Origin of the sequence: Fusobacterium varium, assembly GCA_021531615.1 — a bacterium.
GTDB classification, from domain to species: Bacteria; Fusobacteriota; Fusobacteriia; order Fusobacteriales; family Fusobacteriaceae; genus Fusobacterium_A; species Fusobacterium_A varium_C.
In genome coordinates, this window is record JADYUE010000004.1 from 68,422 (window position 1) to 88,274 (window position 19,853).

General features: G+C 28.3%; 19 protein-coding genes. 10 read left to right on the forward strand and 9 right to left on the reverse strand.

Annotation, left to right across the window (positions count from 1 at the left end):
* Positions 1–5: 5 nt before the first annotated feature.
* The 8 genes from I6E31_03340 to plsY all read right to left on the reverse strand — a co-directional run bounded on the left by I6E31_03340 (position 6) and on the right by plsY (position 8,125).
* Positions 6–617: a MotA/TolQ/ExbB proton channel family protein gene (locus tag I6E31_03340; protein ID MCF2639005.1), complete on the reverse strand. Its 612-nt coding sequence runs from the start codon at positions 615–617 to the stop codon at positions 6–8.
* A gap of 30 nt (positions 618–647) precedes the next feature.
* On the reverse strand, positions 648–989 hold the full coding sequence (locus tag I6E31_03345) for a hypothetical protein (GenBank protein ID MCF2639006.1): 342 nt from the start codon (positions 987–989) through the stop codon (positions 648–650).
* Positions 990–1,000: 11 nt separating this feature from the next.
* Positions 1,001–3,832 carry a tetratricopeptide repeat protein gene (locus tag I6E31_03350; GenBank protein MCF2639007.1) on the reverse strand — a complete coding sequence of 944 codons (2,832 nt, stop codon included), beginning with the start codon at positions 3,830–3,832 and terminating at the stop codon, positions 1,001–1,003.
* A gap of 11 nt (positions 3,833–3,843) precedes the next feature.
* Positions 3,844–4,377, reverse strand: coding sequence for a DUF116 domain-containing protein (locus I6E31_03355; protein ID MCF2639008.1), 534 nt, complete (start codon positions 4,375–4,377; stop codon positions 3,844–3,846).
* Between the two features lie 121 nt (positions 4,378–4,498).
* On the reverse strand, positions 4,499–5,629 hold the full coding sequence (gene dnaN / locus I6E31_03360; GenBank protein ID MCF2639009.1) for a DNA polymerase III subunit beta: 1,131 nt from the start codon (positions 5,627–5,629) through the stop codon (positions 4,499–4,501).
* Positions 5,630–5,656: 27 nt separating this feature from the next.
* Positions 5,657–6,481 carry a sigma-70 family RNA polymerase sigma factor gene (locus I6E31_03365; GenBank protein MCF2639010.1) on the reverse strand — a complete coding sequence of 275 codons (825 nt, stop codon included), beginning with the start codon at positions 6,479–6,481 and terminating at the stop codon, positions 5,657–5,659.
* Positions 6,482–6,506: 25 nt separating this feature from the next.
* Positions 6,507–7,508: an NAD(P)H-dependent glycerol-3-phosphate dehydrogenase gene (locus tag I6E31_03370; protein MCF2639011.1), complete on the reverse strand. Its 1,002-nt coding sequence runs from the start codon at positions 7,506–7,508 to the stop codon at positions 6,507–6,509.
* Between the two features lie 14 nt (positions 7,509–7,522).
* Positions 7,523–8,125, reverse strand: a complete 603-nt coding sequence (gene plsY / locus I6E31_03375; GenBank protein ID MCF2639012.1) for a glycerol-3-phosphate 1-O-acyltransferase PlsY — start codon at positions 8,123–8,125, stop codon at positions 7,523–7,525.
* Positions 8,126–8,365: 240 nt separating this feature from the next.
* Between plsY and trxA the strand changes: the two genes are divergently transcribed.
* From trxA to I6E31_03390, 3 genes are all read left to right on the forward strand, one after another.
* Positions 8,366–8,680: a thioredoxin gene (gene trxA / locus I6E31_03380; GenBank protein MCF2639013.1), complete on the forward strand. Its 315-nt coding sequence runs from the start codon at positions 8,366–8,368 to the stop codon at positions 8,678–8,680.
* 160 nt (positions 8,681–8,840) lie between these two features.
* A complete protein-coding gene (locus tag I6E31_03385; protein MCF2639014.1) occupies positions 8,841–9,251 on the forward strand; it encodes a hypothetical protein in 411 nt (136 codons plus the stop codon).
* An 18-nt stretch (positions 9,252–9,269) separates the two neighbouring features.
* Positions 9,270–10,097, forward strand: coding sequence for a TSUP family transporter (locus I6E31_03390; GenBank protein ID MCF2639015.1), 828 nt, complete (start codon positions 9,270–9,272; stop codon positions 10,095–10,097).
* Between the two features lie 48 nt (positions 10,098–10,145).
* Here the strand turns inward: I6E31_03390 and I6E31_03395 are convergent, their stop codons facing one another.
* The gene (locus tag I6E31_03395; protein ID MCF2639016.1) at positions 10,146–12,470 is read right to left on the reverse strand and encodes a patatin-like phospholipase family protein; all 2,325 of its coding nucleotides are present in this window, start codon (positions 12,468–12,470) and stop codon (positions 10,146–10,148) included.
* A gap of 229 nt (positions 12,471–12,699) precedes the next feature.
* Here I6E31_03395 and pnp point away from each other — a divergent pair, with 229 nt between their 5' ends.
* The 7 genes from pnp (at position 12,700) to rlmD (ending at position 19,708) form a co-directional block, all read left to right on the forward strand.
* A complete protein-coding gene (gene pnp / locus I6E31_03400) occupies positions 12,700–14,799 on the forward strand; it encodes a polyribonucleotide nucleotidyltransferase (protein ID MCF2639017.1) in 2,100 nt (699 codons plus the stop codon).
* Positions 14,800–14,869: 70 nt separating this feature from the next.
* Positions 14,870–16,207 carry a 30S ribosomal protein S12 methylthiotransferase RimO gene (gene rimO / locus I6E31_03405; GenBank protein MCF2639018.1) on the forward strand — a complete coding sequence of 446 codons (1,338 nt, stop codon included), beginning with the start codon at positions 14,870–14,872 and terminating at the stop codon, positions 16,205–16,207.
* 28 nt (positions 16,208–16,235) lie between these two features.
* Positions 16,236–16,781, forward strand: a complete 546-nt coding sequence (gene pgsA, locus I6E31_03410) for a CDP-diacylglycerol--glycerol-3-phosphate 3-phosphatidyltransferase (protein MCF2639019.1) — start codon at positions 16,236–16,238, stop codon at positions 16,779–16,781.
* 30 nt (positions 16,782–16,811) lie between these two features.
* A complete protein-coding gene (locus I6E31_03415) occupies positions 16,812–17,069 on the forward strand; it encodes a YggT family protein (protein ID MCF2639020.1) in 258 nt (85 codons plus the stop codon).
* Positions 17,070–17,119: 50 nt separating this feature from the next.
* Positions 17,120–18,061, forward strand: coding sequence for a 16S rRNA (cytosine(1402)-N(4))-methyltransferase RsmH (gene rsmH, locus I6E31_03420; GenBank protein ID MCF2639021.1), 942 nt, complete (start codon positions 17,120–17,122; stop codon positions 18,059–18,061).
* Between the two features lies 1 nt (position 18,062).
* Entirely contained in the window at positions 18,063–18,323 is a 261-nt protein-coding gene (locus I6E31_03425; protein MCF2639022.1) for a hypothetical protein, read from the forward strand.
* A 26-nt stretch (positions 18,324–18,349) separates the two neighbouring features.
* Positions 18,350–19,708 carry a 23S rRNA (uracil(1939)-C(5))-methyltransferase RlmD gene (gene rlmD, locus I6E31_03430; GenBank protein ID MCF2639023.1) on the forward strand — a complete coding sequence of 453 codons (1,359 nt, stop codon included), beginning with the start codon at positions 18,350–18,352 and terminating at the stop codon, positions 19,706–19,708.
* Positions 19,709–19,853: the final 145 nt, after the last annotated feature.

The window sequence follows — 19,853 nt, forward strand, 5'->3', positions numbered from 1 at the left end:
TTCTCCTATCTTCTGAAGTAGTTTATAAGTTCAGTACTTGTTTTTTCCATGTCATTTATTTTTTCATCTATCTTTTTATTAAAATAGTTGTAAAAAATAGTAGCTGGTATAGCAACAAACAATCCCCCAGCAGTTGTAAATAGTGCCTCTGATATCCCTTTAGCTAGTACTGAAGCATCTCCAGTTCCATGAATTGATACTGCTTGGAAAGCTTTTATCATTCCTGTTACTGTTCCTAAAAGTCCTAATAATGGTGTAATATGAGCTGTTAAAGATAACATCCACATATGTTTTTCTAACAGTGGTATCTGTGCCATAGCACTCTCTTTTCCTTTTTCCTCAAGTGCTATAGGATCTCTATTGTTACTTTTATATAACTGAATTAAAATATCTTTTAACACCTTTGCAGTTGAAGATCTTTTTGTATTTAATAAAACAATCGCCTCTTTAATAGCACCTTTTTCTATAAGCTGTCTCAATTCTGGATTGATCTTATTAAAGCTATCTTTTTCTTGAACTTTAAAATATATAGCTCTTTCAATTACTACAAATAACCCTAAAATAGACATAGCCAAAATAAAATACATTAAAATTCCACCATTTTTTAACCAATACATTGTTCTCTCCTTTTAGTATCTAAATTAAGATTAAAGTGCTATTATAAGAGCTATAACTCCTACTGCTCCGATTATATATTTTAAGAATGATTTTTCCTCTACACCTTGTGAAAGTTCATCTTCTAATGCTGATTTTTCACTTTGAACAACTTTTATTTTTTGTTGTTGCTCTTTTAAATTTTCACTTGATAATTCAACAGATCCTGTATTTATATTTTGGTTTTTTAGAAGCATCTCTTTAGTTTCAATCTCTTTTCTCTCTAGCTGCTCCTTATTAACCCCAGTTACCTGTTTATCAATAGCTGTAACACTTTCCTCTGCACATACTACCATTGTACTTAATAAAAATAAAGATGCGATTAATTTTTTCATTCTAACTCCTCCTATTTAAAAAAATCTGCATATTTTTTTGCTTTTTCAGCATTAATACCTTTTAACTCATTATAATATTTTGTTGCTTCAACTTTATTTCCAGATTTTAAAGTTAGATAAATCAATTTTTCCAATACAAATTCTCTATAATTCAATTCCTTTCCTAATGAATATAGCTCTTTATATAAAACTATTGCTTCCTTCTCTTTTTTCATCTTTTCATTAAGTTGAGCTGCCTTTAATTTAGAAACTTGAGAATACTGACCATTATACATTATATAGCCTTTTGTATATCCACTTAAAGCTTCATCATTTTTTCCTTCTATCTCATTTATATTAGCTAATTGGTATAATACAAAATCTTTGTATATACTATTTTCCATCTCGTTAACTTGTAAATAATATTTTTTTGCCTCTTTATATTTCTTATTTTTAAAGTAGTTTGATCCTATATTTATACAAGCATAGTCTTTATATCTTGGACTTTTTAATAATTTTTCATATTCAGCCATTGCAGCTTTTTTATTCCCTTGTTTCTCATAAATAAGTGAATCATAATAACTTTTTATATCTAAATTTGTTATTCCTTCAATATATTTTTGAGCTGCTTTCAAATTATTTTTAGCTAAATGAATATCTAAAATCTTAGCTGCTGTATTATCTTTTACAATTGGATCTACAGAACTACTATAAAGTTCTTCATAGTTTTTCAAAGCTTTTTCATTGTCATTACTATTTTCATAGATCTCTCCAGACATCATTAAAAGAGTATCTTTCATTCTACTAACTGGATATTTTACAAGAAACTCATTTTTACCCTTTTCAAAATTAACAGTGTCTCCACTATTTAAAAGTATTGTCAAATACCAATAAAAAGCTTTTTCTCCATAAGCACTATCACCATAGTTATCTACTACATATTTATACTCTTCCTTAGCTTTTTCATAATTCTTTTCAGAGTAGTATGATTCTGCTATTTGGAATTTTCCATATGCTTCAAATCCTTTTTCATTTGACAGTTTTGAATAATATTCTCTACTCTTTTCAAAATTATCTTTTCTAAAATAACTAATTGCTAATTTATCTAAGACTTCATTTTTATTTTCAGGATTTTCTAAAGTTAGATAACTTTCTCCATAGTTAATTGCCTCATCATATTTTTCCCATAAGAAATAATTTCTCATCTTATTAAATTTTACTTTTTCTTGCATAGTTGCATCGGCTGTGGTGTCTGTTTCAAGTTCAGTAAAATATCTGTCTGCTTCATCATATTTACCCATTCCAACAGATGCTATCCCTTTTAAATATTTTATCTCAAGATTTCCTTCTCCATCTTCAGAATTTAAATATTCCATCATCTCATCATATCTTTGTTCAGCTAATAAAGATACTACTAAGTTATTTAAAATATTAAAATCCTTTCCTTGAGATAAAAACTCTTTATATACATCTATTGCTAAATCAACTTTTCCATTTTTATAATATGCCTCTCCAACAGAAAAATAGATATTTCTTCTATACTCAGTATCTGTAGGATATTTAGTTTTATACTCATAAAATCTTCTTTGAAGATCATCTATATCCTCAACTTTATTGTCTATTACTATTATTCTATATAAATTTTCAAGATTAGGAGTTCTTGCATAAAGTCTACCATAGTAATCCTTTGATAATTTATATTCTCCAATTTCATAAGCTGAATTTGCAATTATTAAATTTATATTATCTGTATCCTGTTGATTTACAACAACTCTTTTTATCTCATCTCTATTTCTAATTATCTTACTATAATTTTTTAACTTATAATCTATAGCAAAAATATAGTATAAAGATTGGTTATAATAATCTGTCTTTTTTAAACTTTCAAAATATTTTTGTGCTTCTTTTAATCTATTTAATTTGTATAGAGAGAAACCGTATCCATACATCAATTTAGGATCGTTTGGAGTATTAGTTTTTGAATAATAGCTGATTGCCCTATTGTAATCTCCCTTAGTAGCATACAGATCTCCTATCATTCTCATAGCCTCTCCATATTCCTTTGTTCCTTGAAGCATAGAAACATAATTCTCTACAATCTCTCCATTTCCTCTATTACTATATATCTCTATCAGATTAAGTATTGATTTTCTTCCATAAGCACTTGATTTATCTTTTTCTACAACTTTTTTAAAAGCAGTTATAGCTTCATCAACTCTATTTTGTTTATAATAAGCTGATCCATAAAGATAATTCATCATTACCCTATTTTTACCACTATTTTTAGAATAATTATCTAAATATAGAACTGTTTTGGGATATTCACCTTTATTATATGCCAACATTGCCAATCCTAACATTGAATCATCAGCATACTTTTTATTCAATTCTATTAACTTTTTAAATAATTCCTCTGCTTTAGGATAATTTTCTTTAGCTAAATAAGTCATAGCTGCATCATAAAAAGCTTTTTCATAATATATTCCATTTTTGTCTAAAGATTTTAGATAAAATTCACTTTTTTCACTCTCTCCCAATGCAGTGTAACACTTCATCAAATAAAAGTTTATTTCATCCTTCTCTTTTCTACTTAAATTACTATTAAGAGATAACATTTTAAAATAAACTATTGCATTTTCATAATCTTCTTGAAGCAAATATGCCTTTGCTATTCTATCTTGGATATTTCTTGTATGTCTAGATTCTGGATATTTTTTTAAGAATTTTACTGACTCTGTTACTGCAATAGAAAATTTCTTTTGCTTATATAGTTCATCTAAGAATGCTATATCCTCTTTTTCAGAAGCAACTAATATCATATTCGTACTTAATAACAGTGCAAGCACCCAATGTAATTTTTTCAATGTGCTCCCTCCTAAATTTTATAAAAATTTTTTAAAACTCTTCTTATTTCTTCTATAGATACAGTTGTATTTACACATGGCTCATTGAGTATTTTATTAAATACTCCGATTACTCTTACAGGAAAAGCATCATGAATTCCAGACATTAAATCTCTTTTACATGCCACTGCTATCACTAAATTTGGCTTTATCTCTTTTATATGTTTTCTTGCTAAAGTTCCTCCAGTAGCTATTTTTATCTCAACTGGATACTCTTTTTTTAACTGTAATAGATCACTTATAACACACTGTCCACAACTACGACAATTATCTATATCTGATGTTACCTTATATGGACATACATATTTTTGAATACAATGAGGTAATAAAATCAATATTTTATTTATCTTCTTATTTTTAAGTTCTTTTTCTACTATTTTATTGTTGTATTCTAAAAATTTTTCTGCTATTTCATTCTTTTCAACAGGATTTTTTTTTCTATCTGTAAACAAAAATAACATATAATAAAAATCATACACTATTTTTCTAAAAAAATTAATGTTCATTCTTTTACCTCTTTAATTTTATTAGAAAATTATACCACAATTATATCCCTATTTCAAACATTCAAAATTTTACTCACAAGAAAAATAGAGCTAATGTTCTTTATTAGCTCATTTTTTATAATTAATCTTTTAAAGCAAGTGGCATAACTACATAAAGATAATTAGTTTCAGCTTCTTGTCTAATTCTTACTGAACTATTAGGACTTATAAAGTTTAAAATAATATCACTATCTTTATCTAAGTTTTGAATAAATTCTGATATAAATTTAGCATTAAGAGAGATCTTTATTCTTTCTCCCTCATATTCTACTTCTAATTGTTCATTAATTCTAGCAATATCATTAACTCCATTTATTTTAAGAAGTTTTCCCTCAATCTCAAATGTTGCCCCATATTTAGATTCTGCATTGTTTTTTACAAATATAATTATTCTTCTTAATACCTTTGAAAAGACATCATTATTTATAATAAGAGTCTTATTGTAAGCATCATTTCCTAAAATTCCTTTATAATTAGGAAATACTAAGTCTATAACTCTACTTACCATCAATGTTTCAGCTATTTTAAAATATATCTGTTTTTCTGTTGAATATACTACGATTTCAACTTCATCCATATTTTTCAATAGTTTAGTTAGAGCTTCAACTGTATTTAAAGGTATGCTTACTTCTATACTTCCTTTTATCTCTTCTAATTCTTTTTCTAAGAAAACAAGTCTATATGTATCAGTTGTTGCAAATTTTAGTTTTTTACCCTCATTTTCCATTCTAACACAATTTATAGAAAGATTATCACTTGATGTTGAAGCTGCAAATTTTACTTTTTCTAAAATATTAGCTAACTCCACACTATTAATTTTAAAGTTTTCTTTATCTTTTACTGATTCTACACTTTCTATAATATTAGGGAAATCTTCTGGATTCATTAAAGAAAATTCTGATGCTGAGTCTGAACTCTCTATATAAAGATTGTTATCTCTTACACTTAAAACGATCTCTTCATCTTTTATCTCTCTTAAATATTCATCTACTAATTGATGTTGAAAAACTATTTTTCCCTCTTCTATTATCTCTTCTACCTTTGTTTCAGTTGTGATAGTTGTTTCTAAGTTAGTTCCACAAAAAAATAGATTATCTCCTTTTGTTTCTAAATATGTACAAGAAATTATTGGTTTTATTTTATTTTCACTAATAACCTTTTCTACTATTTTTAATCTCTTTAAGAACTCCTGTCTTTTTACCCTTACAATCAACTTTCTTTCCTCCCTATTTAACTTACCTTAATTAAAAAAGCCCTCTTTTAAATCTTTAGTGTATCTAAACTTAAGCTTTTCTAATGTCCTTTTCTCTATTTGACGAACTCTTTCACGAGTTATATTTAAACTTTTTCCAATCTCTTCAAGTGTATAAATATCAGAACCATCTAAACCATATCTCTGTTTTAATATTGATTTTTCTCTTTCATCAAGTTCCTCAACTAAATCTCTTACATGTTTCATTCCCATTTCACGAAAAATCTCTTCTTCCATAGAGATCTCTTGTTCTTGAGCTATAGTATCCTCCAAGGAGATATCCTCTCCAATTGACATACTTAAAGACATAGGGTCTTGAAAATCCCTTATTATATTTTCTACTTTTTCTGCATCTATATGAAGATCTTCAGCTATTTGTTCAACTGAAGGATAATTACCTCCTGTTTGAAGTTTATCCATTATATATCTATTTATCTTATTTAAAAGATCATACTTATATGATGGTATTCTAATCTCTCTTCCTTTAACAATTATAGCCTTCATAATAGCTTGTCTTATCCACCAAACTGCATAAGTGGAAAATCTAAATCCTTTATCTATATCAAACTTATCAATTGCATAGATAAGTCCCATATTACCTTCACTAATCAGATCAATAAAGCTCATCCCCTTATTGACATACCCTTTTGCTATATTCACTACTAATTTTAGATTAGAAGTTATCAATTCATTTTTAGCCTCAATATCTCCATTTTTAGCTTTTACTAAAAGAGAAAACTCCTCTTCTTTACTTAGTAACTTATGTTTTTTTATGTCTTTTAAATATAAACTTATAAGATCTTTATCAGCCATTTTCTATCCCCACACTTATCATATTTTAATAAAATTCTTCTTTTAAAGTTCTTTCCATAAGTTCTGTTACCATACTTGTTGCATCAGCATCTTTATAAAGAATATTATAAGTTGCTTCTAGTATTGGCATCGATATATTTTTCGCTTTTGCTTGTTCATAAACTGCTTTTACTGTTGGAACACCTTCTGCTACCATTGTCATCTCATCTAAAATTTGTTGAAGTTTTTGTCCTCTTCCTAAGCATTCTCCAACATGTCTATTTCTACTATGTTTACTAGCACAAGTAACTATTAAGTCACCTATTCCACTTAAACCTGAAAAAGTTATCTCCTTTGCTCCACAAGCTTTTCCAAATCTTGTCATCTCAGCTATTCCTCTAGTTATTAAAGCAGCTTTTGTATTATCTCCAAATCCCATTCCATCAGCTATACCTGCTCCTATAGCCAAACAGTTTTTTACTGCTGCACCTATTTCAACTCCAGTTATATCTTCATTTAGATATACTCTGAAATTCTTACTATTAAACAATTCTTGTATTCTAGCTGCATTTTCTTTTACTCCTGCTGCAACAATAGTTGTTGGTATCCCTATTGCTACCTCTTCAGCATGAGTAGGTCCTGATAAAACAACTATATTTTTATGAAACTTTCCTTTTATCTCATCTTTCATAACTTCAGAAAGACGCATTCCTGTTAAAACTTCTATTCCTTTTGCAGTATTTACAAGTAACATATCCTCAGTAATATCATTTGAAAAACTTCCAATTACCTTTCTTAAAACTTGAGATGGTACTGAAAATACAACATATTTTATTCCATCTAATAATCCTTCTTTTTTATTAGTAACCTTTAAATTATCTGGAAACTTTACTCCTGGTAAAAATCTTTTATTTTCTCTCTCTCTTTGAATCTCTTCTGCTCTCTCTTGGTTAAATTCCCATAGAGTTACATCATAATCTTTTCTTGCTAAAACAAGCCCTAACGCTGTTCCCCAACTTCCTGCACCGATGATAACTACTTTTTCCATAAACTTTTCACTCCTTATTTTAGCTTAAATTTGTTCTCTGTTCCATTTATTAATCTAGTAATATTTGTTCTGTGTCTCCAAATAACAAAAATACCTATTAAAAGCGTCATTACAGTTAGAGGAATTCTTCCTACATCATTTCTAATAGGACTAAAAGCAGTAAGAATTGGAAGTGCTGCTGCTGCTATTATAGATCCTAACGATATATATCTTGTAAAATATACTACTAATATAAATATAATTAATAGAGCTAAAGTAACATTAGGAATTAAAAATAAAAATACACCTAAACTTGTTGCAACTCCTTTTCCACCTTTAAAGTTTAAAAAGAATGAAAGAGAATGTCCAACAATTGCTAAAACTCCTATAACTAAAAGCATATTTCCTGAAATCCCAAATCTGCTAGCTAAAAATGGTGGTAAAAAACCTTTTAAAGCATCTGCAATTAAAACCATTATTCCATATCTTGGTCCAAGAACTCTATAGGCATTTGTAGCTCCTGAGTTTTTACTTCCATGCTCTCTTATATCTATATTTTTAAAATATTTTCCTATCCAAACACCATTTGGCAAAGCACCCATAACATATCCTAATACTAAAAAAAATATTATTTTCATACTCAATCTCCTATATTTTTTATTTTTATATTCAAAAATGTAATTTAAATAATCTCGCTTTTTATCACCTCTTAATAACAGATATTTATTTTAGATTATATCATATAAAAATAGAAGTATAAAGTAAGAAATAAAATTTCTATTTCCTATATTATGTGATTTAGTTACAGACAAAAGAAAAAAAATAATATATAATACAATCAAGAAATGAAATTAAAATATTTAAAAGGAGGCATTCATATGGCAATTTTACATATAACTAAAGAAAATTTTGAAAAAGAGGTTTTAAAATCAGATGTTCCTGTAGTTGTTGATTTCTGGGCAGCATGGTGTGGACCTTGTAAAGCTCTAGCACCTAGACTTGAAGAGGCTGACTCTCAACTTAACTCTGAGGTTAAAATAGCAAAAATTAATATTGATGAAGAGGAAGAATTAGCTGCTCAATTTAGAGTAATGAGCATTCCTACTTTATTACTATTTAAAAACGGAACTCCTGTTGAAAAATCTGTTGGTTTAGTTTCAACTGAAGAACTTTTAGAGTTTGCAAAAAAATAATCCTTCGTGAAGTTAATTAATAAAAATCTCTCTATCTAAAATGATTTAGGTAGAGAGATTTTTTTATACTAGTTATATAAATCTTTAATTAAAGAAAAATTTAGTTGAAATAATTATTTTAAAACTCTATAATATAAAAAATGATTAGTGGGTGATAATTATGAACAAAAAGTTTAATTTAATAATCTTATTTTCACTCTTTTTTTTAATTATTGGATGCTCTAATGTAGGAGTTTCTCCAGGAATAGGTATAGGCTGGGGAAGTAGAGGACACTTTGGGGCTGGAATCTCTTTAAATACTTGGGCAACCTCAGATAGTTGGGGAAAAGATGAAGTCTATAAAAATTTTTACATAAAAAACTTTAATTATCTTGTAAAAAAATATGATAATTTAATTAAAAATAAAGATACTAGTTTAGAAGAAATTAAAGAGTTAAAAGTAAAAATGTTAGCTCTTAGACATCAAGTAAATACAGATTGGAATGAGATTGAAAAAAGGAAAAAATTTATAGAAGATTTTAATAAAAAAATTGATTTTTATATTAATAGTTTAAATAATTTAGAAAAATAAAACATTTAGGGAGGATTTATGTTTAGTTTAGTTGAAGGAGCTAGTTTTTCATCTTTTATATTTTTAGGTTTAGCCTGTTTTTTTGCAGCTTTTATTGATGCCATTGCTGGTGGTGGTGGACTTATTAGTTTACCTGCATTTTTAGCCTCTGGTTTACCTGCTCATGTAGCTTTAGGAACTAATAAGATTGCTGCTTGTTGCTCTACTATTGCAAGTAGTGCTAAATTTGCTCAATCTGGAAAAATAAATTGGACTATGATGAAAAAATTAGCTGGTTTCTCTTTTGTTGGTGCTGTATTAGGAGTTAAAACTGTAGTGATGATAGATTCTAAATATCTATATCCTATAGCAATAGTACTTTTACTTTTAGTTCTTGTTTACACTCTTCATAATAAAAATTTAGGTGAAGAAAATCAATTTAAGGAACTTACTAGCCAAAATATTAAATATGGAATTATAATGGCTTTAGTTATGGGATTTTATGATGGTTTCTTTGGACCAGGTACAGGTTCTTTCTTAATTTTTGCTCTTATAAGAATATTTAAGTTAGATTTTACAAATGCCAGTGGAAATGCAAAAATATTAAATTTATCAAGTAATATTGCAAGTGTTATTGTTTTCTCTTATATGGGAAAAGTTAATCTTCTTTATGCCTTCTCTATGGCTGCTATTATGATAGTTGGGGCTACTATTGGAGCTAAAATGGCTGTAACAAGAGGAAGTAAATTTATTAAACCTATGTTTTTAATTGTTACAACTATTGTTTTAACTAAGATGATTGCTGAATCAATATTCCACATTGATATTTCTGGACTTATAAAATCATATATGTCTATCTTTATTTAAGAAAAAAGCTGTTATTTCTCTCTATATGAAAGAATAACAGCTTTATTTTTAATCAAATATATATCCTATACTAAATTGTGAGATTATCTCGCCATCTTTATTGTCTTTTGATAAAGAGAACTCTATCGGTCCAAATAGAGAGGTGTATTTCAGTTCTAAATCAAATCCTTGGTGATAATCACTCCACATCTGTGGAACTTTCTCTCCAAACATACTATCTTCTTTATCTTTAACCTCACTATAACTACCTATATTCCATTTTGTTCCTATATATAAATTCCTCAAAATCTCATATTCTAAACCTAATCTTCCAATTAAAAACTCATCAACTAATTTTTGATGAACCTCATATCCATAAAAAGCAAACTCTTTATTTTTTATATTATTTCTTGTTCCACCTAATTTTACATATTGATCAATAGAGATATTATCTCCTGAAATTACTCCACCATACATACCATAAGATAAAGTTAATTTTTTTGTTAAAGGTATATATCCATCAACAACATACAGAGGTCCATATAAGTTAGAATTAGAATTCCCCCAAGTTCCTTCCCATACATAATTAAACTCTCCTTTAATACCAGATGTTGGATTCATCAATCCATTAGTTTTATCAAGGCTTAATTTTAAAAAGGCTTCATTATATTTTTTAGAATACTCAAATTGTTCTGTCCAACTAAAACCTGTATCTTGTTTAAGATTTGTATAATTAAATGCTGCTCCATAAGCTGCTAATATCTCATTGTTATACTGTGTTAAAATACCAGTTTCAAATCTTAAATTTTCACTTGTATAATCTGCTATCTTCTTCCCTTTATCATATAAATATAGCGGTGCCTCATTATATGAAGCATTTGCAAAAATACCTATCTTATTTGATACTCCGTAATAAAAGAAATTATCTGCTGATATTCCTAAATAATCTCCAAACTGAGCATTGATTGAAGATGTATTTCCTAATTTCTTAGTATTTGAAAACTCAGTTCCTATATTAAATACTGTTCCATACCCTGTTGAATAACTAGCTCCTACTCCAAATATATTAGCTGGGTTTATCTCTGCATCTAATACTAATGTTGTACCTTGAACATCATAATACACCTTATTAATGAAATCTGTACTATATATCTTTAGCATAATCTCTTCCAACTCATCATATGAAAGATATCTATTTTCATATTTTTCTAAAAGCTTATTTAAAATCTCTCTCTTGTTTTCTGGAATTTTATCTGTGTATTTAATATTTTCAATATATATTCTATTTTCAAGCATTCTTTCTTGATATTTTTTCTCTCTTTTAGGAAGTTTTTCTATAGAATAAAGCTGTTCTAAAGTAGCTTTTTTCCCTAACTCCACTAGCTCTTTACCTTTTTTAGTATCAGTTGCACTATAATTTTGAATATCTGGTGATATCAATATTGTTGCCATATTTCTCTGTTCCTGTGTTGAAGATGCACTTTGAATAGTTACCAATTGGTTTAGAACACTTAAAATATTGTAATCTTTGTTGTCCTTTACCTCATTCCCAACATCACTAGCTATTACAATATCTGATCCCATTGCTAAAGCATCTTCAACTGGAAGATTTCTTGAAACCAATCCATCTACATAAAGATTACCATCTATTTCAACAGGCTCTAATATTGTTGGTATAGCTATACTTGCAGTTACTGCCCTTGCTAAATCCCCTTTTTTTAATGCTACTGCCTTTCCACTATTTAGATCAGTTGCTACCACTCTCAAAGGAATTGGTAGTTTATCAAAATCATTTATCTCCTCTGCTCCTGCAAAAATTTTCTTTAATCTCAAATATATTATCTCTGTATTTCCTATTCCCTTTGGCAAAGAAAGATTAAACTCCTTATCATATCTGATAGTAGCTGCATATTTTTTATTATTTACCTTTTGCTCTAATGGAACTTTTTTATTTTCTAACTCTCCACTAATATAGCTATTCCAATCAGTATTTAAAAGTAGTTTCTCTATCTCATCTGGAGTATATCCAATTGAATATAAAGCACCTACAACAGCTCCCATACTTGTTCCTGTTATATAGTCAATCTTTATATTATTTTTCTCTAATACTCTTAAAACTCCAACATGGGCAAGTCCCTTTGCTCCACCACCACTTAAAGCTAAGCCTATCTTTATACTATTTTTATCTTTTTTTAATTTTACAGCTTTAGATTTTTCTAAAAATTTTATTTTACTATTTAAAATATTTATCTGCTCTTTTAATTTTTTTATCTCTATATCTTCTTCCAATACTTGAGAATTTTTTTTATGTATAGTACTAGAAAAACTTTTCGTTGGTGTAATTTGCATATATATTATCAAAAATATTATCAGTATATTTATAATCTTTTTCATCTCTTCTCCTAATTTTTTTCTATAAATAATTTATATTATACCAAGTTTTAAAAATAAATAAAATACAATTATGATAAATTTGATTTTTTATGTCAAAAATGTTATAATTACTAGAAAAATAAAACTCAGAATTATGTAAGTAGTAAGAAGTAAATGGTGAATATTTTTTGACTTTTTACTCCTTATTATTTACCTTCTGAGCTTTAAAAAAACTAAAATGGAGGAGTTTATGTTTGACGAAAAAAAAGTTGAATTAGAACTAGCTGGAAGAACACTAAGTTTTTCTACTGGTAAAATAGCAAGACAATCTTGTGGTGCTGTAATGGTACAATATGGAGATACTGTACTTTTAAGTACTGTAAATCGTAGCAAAGAACCTAGAAAGGAAGCTGATTTCTTCCCTCTAACTGTAGATTATATTGAAAAATTCTATGCTGCTGGAAAATTCCCAGGTGGATTTAATAAAAGAGAGGGTAGACCATCTACAAATGCTACTCTTACAGCTAGACTTATAGATAGACCTATCAGACCAATGTTCCCAGATGGGTTTAACTATGATGTACATATTGTAAATACTGTATTTTCTTATGATGAAAAAAATACACCTGATTATTTAGGAATTATAGGATCTTCAATGGCTCTTATGCTATCTGATATTCCATTCCTTGGACCAGTTGCTGGAGTTGTAGTAGGGCGTAAAGATGGAGAATTTATTTTAAACCCTACTCCTGCTGAATTAGAAGAAAGTGAACTTGAACTTTCTGTTGCTGGAACAAAAGATGCTGTAAACATGGTTGAGGCTGGAGCTCAAGAACTAGATGAAGAAACTATGTTAGCTGCTATTATGTTTGCTCATGAAAATATTAAAAAAATCTGTGCTTTCCAAGAAGAGTTTGCTAAAGCTGTTGGAAAAGAAAAAATTGAATTTACTAAAAAAGAAGTTTTACCTCTAGTTAAAGATTTCATTGATGAAAATGGAATGGAAAAATTAAAAGCTGCTGTACTTACTCTTGGTAAAAAAGCTAGAGAAGAAGCTGTTGATAATCTAGAAGCTGAACTTATGGAAGCTTTCATTCTTCAAAACTACGAAGGTGTTGCTGAAGAAGATCTACCTGAAGAAGTTATTGATGAATTTAAACTTTACTACCACGATTTAATGAAAAAATTAGTTAGAGAAGCTATTCTATATCATAAACATAGAGTTGACGGAAGAAAAACTACTGAGATTAGACCTCTTTATGCTGAAACTGATGTTCTTCCTATACCTCATGGATCTGCTATGTTTACAAGAGGAGAAACTCAAGCAGTTGTTATCACTACTCTTGGAACAAAAGAAGATGAACAACTTGTTGATGATTTAGAAAAAGAATACTTCAAAAAATTCTATCTACACTACAACTTCCCACCTTACTCTGTAGGAGAAGTTGGAAGAATGGGTTCTCCTGGAAGAAGAGAACTTGGACATGGATCTCTTGCTGAAAGAGCTCTTAGATATGTAATACCTTCTGAAGAAGTATTCCCATATACTATCAGAGTTGTATCTGAAATTACTGAATCAAACGGATCTTCATCTCAAGCATCAATTTGTGGTGGATCTCTTTCATTAATGGCAGCAGGTGTGCCTATTAAAGAACATGTTGCTGGTATTGCAATGGGACTTATCAAAGAGGGAGAAGAGTTTACTGTTTTAACAGATATCATGGGACTTGAAGACCACTTAGGAGATATGGACTTTAAAGTTGCTGGAACTAAAAATGGTATAACAGCTCTTCAAATGGATATTAAAATAACTGGAATTACTGAAGAAATTATGAGAATTGCTCTTAAACAAGCTCATGATGCTAGAATGGAAATTCTTGAACTTATGAATAACACTATTCCTGAACCTGCTCCAATAAAATCTACTGTACCTAGAATTCATCAAATGAAAATAGCTACAGATAAAATAGCTGTTCTTATTGGACCTGGAGGAAAAAATATTAAAGGAATCATTGAAAAAACAGGAGCAACTGTAGATATCAATGATGATGGAAATGTTTCTATATTTGCTAAAGATGAAGAAACATTAAATGAAACTATAACTCTTGTAAATTCATATGTTAAAGATGTTGAAGTTGGAGAAATTTATAAAGGTAGAGTTGTAAGTATCACTAAATTTGGTGCATTTATGGAAATCCTACCTGGTAAAGAAGGACTTCTTCATGTTTCTGAAATTTCTCATGAAAGAGTTGCAAATGTTGAAGATGTATTAAAAGTTGGAGATGTATTTGATGTTAAAGTTATCTCTACTGACAATGGAAAAATTAGTTTAAGTAAAAAGAAAATTTAATTATTTTTAGGGAGAATACAGATACCCTCTGTGTTCTCTTTAATATGGTATATTATTAATGAGGTGAAGAATGAAATTTGCTTTAATAAGCTTAGGATGTAGCAAAAATTTAGTTGATAGTGAAAACTTTATCGGTATCCTTGTAAATAAAAGAGGATTTGAAGTAACTAGCGAACTAGATCAAGCTGATATAATAATAGTAAATACTTGTGGTTTTATTGGAGATGCTAAAAAAGAGTCTATTGAAACTATTTTAGAAGTAAGTGAACTTAAAGAAACTGGTAATCTAAAGAAAATTATTGTTACAGGTTGTCTTGCTCAAAGATATTCTGAAGAGATATTAAAAGAGCTACCTGAAGTAGATGCTGTTATTGGAACAGGAGAGATTGACAAAATAGAAAAAGTTGTAGATGAAATTCTTAATGATAAAAAATCTGTTGAAACTTCTAGTATGGATTTCCTTGCTAATGCTAATACAGATAGAATTTTAACAACTGCTTCTCATACAGCTTATTTAAAAATTTCTGAAGGTTGCGATAGAAGATGTACTTACTGTATTATCCCTCAACTTAGAGGAAGATTAAGAAGTAGAACTATTGAGGATATATTAGTTGAAGCTAATAATCTTGTAAAATCTGGAGTAAGAGAGTTAAATCTTTTAGCTCAAGAGACTACAGAGTATGGAATTGATCTTTATAAAGAAAAGTCTTTAGCAAAGTTAATGAAAGAACTTGTAAAAATAGAAGATTTAAAATGGTTAAGAACATACTATATGTATCCTGACTCTGTTACAGATGAGTTAATTCAAGTGATGAAAACTGAAGATAAAATTTGTAAATATTTTGATATTCCTATTCAACATGTTTCAGACTCTATTCTTCAAAATATGGGAAGAGCTAAAACTGGAGCTCATCTAAAAGATATTCTATACAGAATAAGAAAAGAGATTCCAAATGCAACTTTTAGAACATCTGTTATAGTTGGATTCCCTGGAGAAACTCAAGAGGATTTTGAAGAATTAAGAGATTTCCTTGAAGAGTTCCAATTTGATTATGTAGGAGTATTCAAATATTCAAGAGAAGAAGATACAAAAGCTTACGATATGGATAATCAAGTTCCTGAAGAGATAAAAGAAGAAAGATGGGTAGAACTTACTAATCTTCAAAGTAAAATAGCTGAAAATAAAAATAGAGGTATGCTTGGACAAACTGTAGAAGTTATGATTGATGGAGTTTCTACTGAAAGTGAATACCTATTAGAAGGAAGAACAAAGGGACAAGCCCTTGAAATAGATGGTAAAGTTCTTACAAATGATGGTACAGCAAAACCAGGAGAAATTGTTAAAGTTAAATTAGAACAAAACTTTGATTATGATTTTATTGGACCAATAGTTGAAAATGAAAAATAATAATTTTTAATATTGTGGAGGAAAGAATATGAACCTACCTAATAAACTAACTTTTATAAGATTGGTATTAGCTATCCCTTTTATCTATTTTCTTCAAGAATCAGGCAGTGTAAGTGCACATTTATCTCTTACTTATAGACTTATTGCTTTTGCTATCTTTGTTATAGCATCACTTACAGATTTTTTTGATGGATACCTTGCTAGAAAATATAATCTTGTTACAGATTTTGGAAAATTAATGGACCCATTAGCTGATAAAATTCTTGTTATTTCAGCCTTAGTTCTATTTGTTGAATTAAAATATATTCCAGCTTGGATGTCTATTATTGTAATAGCTAGAGAGTTTTTAATCAGTGGAATTAGAATGTTAGCTGCTGCTAAAGGAGAAGTTATTCCTGCTGGTAAATTGGGAAAATATAAGACTACTAGCCAGATGATTGTAATTTTGATTATGATAATTGTTGGAAATCAACCATATAATTTCTATTTAATGATGATACCTATAATTTTGACTCTTTGGTCTGGTTGGGAATATACATCTAAAGCTAAACATTATTTTATGAATTGTAAATAATTAAATATTTTGCAAGGGAGTGTTATAAATATGGTTCTTTTATTTAAAATTGTTGATTTGCTAATCTCTGTTATCAATACCCTTATAATTATAAGAGTTGTACTTTCTTGGCTATCTCCAAATTCAAATAATGGATTTACTGATTTAGTTTATGGACTTACAGAACCTATCTTAAAGCCTTTTAGAGTATTGCTCCCTATGGGAAATTTAAGAGTTGACTTATCTCCAATGGTAGCTTATATTTTCTTATCAATAATAAGGAGATTAGTTTTTAATTTGTTATTTTAATAGGGAAGCTTTGCTTCTCTATTTTTCTTAAAAAACAGGAGTTGATAATTATGGAAGATATTATAAGTGAATACCATATTCCTGTCCTTTATAGAGAGTGTCTTGATAATCTAGTTATCAATAAAGATGGAATATATTTAGATTGTACTCTTGGTGGTGGTGGACACTCAGAGGGGATACTAAAAGAACTTTCAGAAAAAGGAAGATTAGTTTCTATAGATCAAGATCAACAAGCTATTGATTTTGCTAAAAAGAGACTAGAAAAATATGGTAATAAATGGCAAGTATTTAAAAATAACTTTGAAAATTTAGATACAGTTTTATACATGGCTGGATATGATAAAATTGATGGTATCTTAATGGATATAGGAGTTTCATCTACTCAATTAGATGATCCTGAAAGAGGTTTCTCATATAGATATGATACTAAATTAGATATGAGAATGAATCAAAATAATCCTCTTTCAGCATATGAAGTTGTTAATGAGTATCCAGAGGAAAAATTAGTGAAAATCTTCTTTGAATATGGAGAAGAAAGAAATGCTAAAAAAATAGCAAAATTTATTTGTGAAGCTAGACAGGAGAAAAAAATTGAAACTACAGGAGAGCTAGTAGCTATTATTAAAAGAGCTTATCCTGAAAGAGCTGCTAAACACCCTGCTAAAAAAACTTTCCAAGCTATTAGAATAGAGGTAAATAGAGAACTTGAAGTACTTGAAAAAGCTATTGATAAAGCTGTAGACTCTTTAAAAGTTGGAGGAAGACTAGGAATTATAACTTTCCATTCATTAGAGGATAGATTGGTAAAAACTAAATTTAAAGATTTAGCTACTGCTTGTAAATGTCCACCTGGACTTCCTATCTGTGTCTGTGGAGGAAAAGCTAAAGTTAAATTAATCACAAAAAAACCTATTATTCCTGAAGGAGAGGAGTTAGAATTTAACAATAGAGCTCACTCTTCTAAATTAAGAGTAGTAGAAAGGATAGGATAACGTGAAAAAAACTTTTTTCTTTGTATTTCTTATTATAATTTCAGTTTGGATTATTCATGGTTCTCTTTTAATTAAAATTTCTAAACTGGAGCAATCTATCAATAAAGATAAAAAAGAGTTAGAAATAGTTGAAAAAGAGTTAAATAGAAAAATTATTGAGTATGATACAAAAGTTGATTTAGATAAAATTGGAAAAGAGATGAGAAGTAAAAAGAAGATGGAAATTTCCAATAAAATCAATTTTTTCCAAATTGAAAACTAAATAATATCATCAACTTTGGAGGATAGATGGTAAAAAAAGATCAAGTAATTGAACTAAAAATAGATAAAATAGTAAATGGGGGAGAAGGTTTAGGATATTATAATGATTTTGCAATATTTGTTCCTATGTCTGTTCCTCAAGATAGATTAAAAGTTAAAATTATATCTGTAAAAAAAACTTATGCTCGCGGACTTATTGAAGAGATTATCTCTCCAGGAGCTGAAAGAGTAGAGGATCTTTCAAAAGTAACTTTTGAAGATTTTCAAGGTTGTGACTTTGCTATGTTACAATATGGTGCTCAATTAAAATATAAAAAACTTATGGTTGAAGATGTAATTGAAAAGATAGGTAAATTAAAAGATATTCCTATTTTTAATGTAATTGGAAGTGAAGATCCTTATCATTATAGAAATAAGATTATAGAACCTTTTAGAAAGTTAAAAGGTGAAATCATAACTGGATTCTTCAAAAAAAAATCCCATGAAGTTTTTGAAGTAGAAGAGAATATATTAAACTCTAAACTTGGAAATAAGATTATAAAAGAGTTAAAAACTATTTTAAATAGAGAGAAAGTTTCTGTTTATGATGAAAATGAACATAAAGGTATACTTAGAAATATCATGGTTAGAACTAACTCTAAAAACGAAGCTATGGTTGTATTAATTATAAATGCTCCTAAAGTTGAAAAGAGATTTAAAGATATATTAATGGAGTTAAAAAACAAAGTTAATGAGATAAAATCTATATATATATCTTTAAATACTAAAAAAACAAATGTCGCTTTAGGGGAAAAAAATATTTTTATTTGGGGTGAAAAAAATCTGACTGAAGAGATTGAAGGAATTAATTTTAATATCTCTCCTCTTTCTTTCTTCCAAATTAACTTACCTCAAACAAAAAAACTGTATAGAACAGCTATTGATTTCTTTGAAGATATTGAAAACAAATCTATAATTGATGCTTATTCTGGAACTGGAACTCTTGCTATGATTCTATCTAAAAAAGCTAAAAAAGTTTTTGCTATTGAGATAGTTCCATCAGCTACGAGAGATGGAATTAAAACTGCTGAAGAAAACAATATTAAAAATATTGAATTTATAAATGGGGCAGTTGAAGAGAAGATGCTTGAGCTTATCAATAGTGGAGAAAAAATAGATTCTATTATCTTTGATCCACCTAGAAAAGGGATTGATGAATTAAGCCTTTTAAAGACTTCTGAAGCAGGGATAAAAGAGATTATCTATATCTCTTGTAATCCATCTACATTTGCTAGAGATGCTGAAATTTTAAATAGACAGGGATATACTTTAGAAAAAGTTCAACCTGTTGATATGTTCCCTGGCACTTCTCATACTGAAGTAGTTGGACGTTTTATAAAAAAATAATGAATTTTAAAGCTGAATAATCTCAATTTTTTATTGAGTTATTCAGCTTTTTTATATTGAACTTTCGTAATAAAAAAAGGGTGTATAATTTTTGGTGTTGGTACTTAAATGTATTAACACCTTTTTTACTTTTTTTCAAAAAAAA